At 61.2% G+C, this 3,168-nt stretch carries 3 protein-coding genes; all 3 read left to right on the forward strand.

Going from position 1 to position 3,168, the window contains the following annotated elements:
- The first annotated feature begins 362 nt into the window (after nt 1-362).
- Nucleotides 363-1,643, forward strand: a complete 1,281-nt coding sequence (locus ABYW26_RS12485) for an NAD(P)/FAD-dependent oxidoreductase (protein ID WP_372605231.1) — start codon at nt 363-365, stop codon at nt 1,641-1,643.
- Entirely contained in the window at nt 1,640-2,389 is a 750-nt protein-coding gene (locus ABYW26_RS12490; RefSeq protein WP_372605232.1) for a DUF1365 domain-containing protein, read from the forward strand. Before ABYW26_RS12485 ends, ABYW26_RS12490 begins: the two co-directional genes overlap by 4 nt.
- Nucleotides 2,389-3,168: cyclopropane-fatty-acyl-phospholipid synthase family protein (locus ABYW26_RS12495; RefSeq protein WP_372605233.1), on the forward strand; the 780-nt coding region annotated here is incomplete at its 3' end. The genes ABYW26_RS12490 and ABYW26_RS12495, both read left to right, overlap by 1 nt.

The raw sequence follows: 3,168 nt of genomic DNA on the forward strand, positions 1-3,168 counted from the left end.
CGATATCCTCGGCCTGATCGCCGCGCATTCCGGTGCGCATCGCCATCGCCTTGATCCGTGGCGCATAGAAATCGAACAGCTTGGCAAAGGCCTGTTTGTCGCGGTGATCCCGCACCGCCAGCATCCATTGCGTCTGTTCGGTCAGAGGCTGGTCGTTGGACTCGTCCACGGCTGGTTTCCTGGGTTTGGAACGGGTCCGGCCCTGCGAAAGAACACCGGGTTCAATCGTCGGTTCGGCCAATTCGTATGTGTCGTTTAACTCCAGCATACCCGGAATACGCGGCCAAGCGAAAACCGGATCACTTTTATTGATCCAACCGGGCGCGCGGGCCGTAACACTTGCAAACCCAAGAGGAATTTCAATGTCATTCGATGCCCTTCCCGCGAAACCCCAGCGTATCGCCATCATCGGCGGCGGCATTTCGGGCCTTGCGGCTGCCTATCTGTTGGCGCCCCAGCACACTGTCACATTATACGAGGCCGCCCCCCAGCTGGGCGGCCATGCCCGCACGGTTCAGGCCGGGCTACGCGGAGACAAGGCGGTGGATACCGGGTTCATCGTGTTCAACTATGCCAATTATCCGCATCTGACCCGGATGTTCCGCGATCTGCATGTCCCGGTCGAGCGCAGCGACATGTCCTTTGGCGCCAGCATCAACAACGGCGCCGTCGAATACGGGCTGGGCAGCTTGCCGGCGCTGATCGGGCAGAAACGCAACCTGCTGCGCCCATCCTTTGCCCGGCTGGTGCGCGATATCTTTCGCTTTAACACCCGGGCCGAGGCCGCCTCGGTCGACGATGGCCTGACCATCGCCGACCTGACCCGCGATCTGAAGCTGGGCCAGTGGTTCGATGACTATTACCTGCGACCGATCTGCGGCGCGATCTGGTCGACGCCCCCGGATCAGATCGGCGCCTTCCCGGCCCGATCGCTGGTTCAGTTCTTTCGCAACCACGCGCTGCTTAGCCACAAGGGCCAGCACCAGTGGTGGACGGTCTCGGGCGGCAGCATCGAATACGTGCGGCGGCTTGAAGCGCATCTGCTGACGCGCGGGGTGCGCTTGTTCAAGAACAGCCCGGTCCGATCCGTTCAGCGCGACGGGGTGGAAAGCACGATCCACGCGATGGGCCGTGAACCGCAGACCTATGATCAGGTGATCTTTGCCTGCCACAGCGATCAGACGCTGCGGATGCTGGACCGCCCGACGCCGCAGGAAACCGCGGCCCTGTCGGCAATCCGGTATCAGGACAACCACATGATCCTGCATCGCGATACAACCCAGATGCCACAACGCCGGGCCTGCTGGTCGTCATGGGTCTATAAGGCCCAGCACGACAAGCCCAACGCCGGGATCGGTGTCACCTATTGGATGAACCGGCTACAGAATATCCCCGAGGACGATCCGCTTTTCGTTTCTCTGAACCCCGTTCAAGACATTCCCGATCCGCTGATCTATGATCAGAAAACATTCCGCCACCCGGTGTTCGATCATGGCGCATTGCGCGCGCAACAGGCGTTGAAACAGATGCAGGGCGAAAACAACACGTGGTTCGCCGGGGCCTATACCCGGCATGGCTTTCACGAGGACGGTTTTGCCAGCGCCGTGCGCGTCGCCCGGCAAATGGACCGGCAATTCGTATGAGCCTCTGGCCCGAACATATCGCCGGACACACGGCGCACAGCCGTCTGGGCAAGATCGGCAACAGCTTTCGCTATGGCGTCGATTACGTTCTGATCGACCCGGATTCGCCGCATCGCCCGCTGCTGTTTTCGCGGCGGGGCCGGAACCTGACCTCGGTGCTGGACCGTCATCACGGCGGCGCGCCGGGCAAGGGGCGCGGCGCGGTCTGGGCGCGCGAGGTGCTGGCCTCGGCCGGGCTTGAGGGCTACTATAAATTGCTGTTGCTGACCCAGCCGGGCATCTGCGGCTATGTGTTCAACCCGGTCAGCTTCTGGCTGGCCCAGCGCGGCGGCGACCTGATCGCGGTGATCGCCGAGGTGAACAACACCTTCGGCGACCGGCATTCCTATCTGTGCCACAAACCCGGATTTCAGCCGATCGCCTATACCGACCGGCTGGAGGCGGCCAAGGTGTTCCATGTGTCGCCGTTTCAACAGATCGCTGGCGGGTATCGCTTTAATTTCGGGCTGTTCCCTGACCGGATCAGCATTCGCATTGCCCATCACAACGGCGACCAAGGGGTGATCGCAACCCTGTCCGGCCCGCGCAAACGTTTAAGCAACCGGTCGATCATTTCCGCCCTTCTGCGCCGTCCTGCCGGTGCGTTCCGAACGATTTCCCTTATTTACTGGCAAGCAATTCGGCTTAAACTCAAAGGTGCGACCTACCGCACCCGCCCTGCCCCGCCCGCGAAGGAGGTAAGCTGATGCTGTTTCTGACCGACCGCGTAAAGCGCGATTTCCTAAGCACCTGCGAAGGGATCGAACACGGCAGCCTGCGTTTGAAAACCCCCGAGGGCGACGTGCATTATTTCGGCAAGGGCGCACCCGAGGCCGATATCGACATTCACGACTGGGCGGTGGTCAGCGCGCTGGCGGCGCGCGGCGATATCGGACTGGGCGAAACCTATGTCGAAGGGATGTGGGACACCTCGTCGATCGACGCGCTGGTGCAGGTGTCGCTGCTGAACATCGATAATTTCCGCAACTATGCCTATGCCAGTTTCTGGAATAGCCTGAAATACCGCACCGTCGACCGTATTCTGCGCGCCAATTCGCGCCGGGGCGCCGCCCGCAATATCCGGGCGCATTACGATGTCGGGAACGAGTTTTACCAGCTGTGGCTGGACCCTTCGATGACCTATTCCTCGGCCTTGTTCAAGGCTGGTGACAACGACCTGACGCGGGCGCAAAACCGCAAATATGATCGCATTCTCAATCGCTTGCCCGAAGGCGAGCGTATTCTGGAAATCGGCTGTGGCTGGGGTGGTTTTGCTGAACGCGCCGCCGATCAGGGCCGGTTCGTGACCGGGCTGACGATCTCGCCGAACCAGAAAGGCTATGCCGATGCGCGGCTGGACGGGCGGGCGGATATCCGGCTGGAAGATTACCGCGCCGTCACCGGAACCTTCGACAATATCGTGTCGATCGAGATGATCGAGGCCGTCGGTCTGGCCTATTTGCCCGCCTATTTCGAGACCATCAAG

Source organism: Actibacterium sp. (assembly GCF_041584535.1).
Classification (GTDB): Bacteria; Pseudomonadota; Alphaproteobacteria; order Rhodobacterales; family Rhodobacteraceae; genus Actibacterium_D.

Coding starts and splice junctions, on each gene's coding strand:
- ABYW26_RS12485 (WP_372605231.1), top strand. CDS start 363: ATGTCATTCGATGCCCTTCCCGCGAAACCCCAGCGTATCGCCATCATC.
- ABYW26_RS12490 (WP_372605232.1), top strand. CDS start 1,640: ATGAGCCTCTGGCCCGAACATATCGCCGGACACACGGCGCACAGCCGT.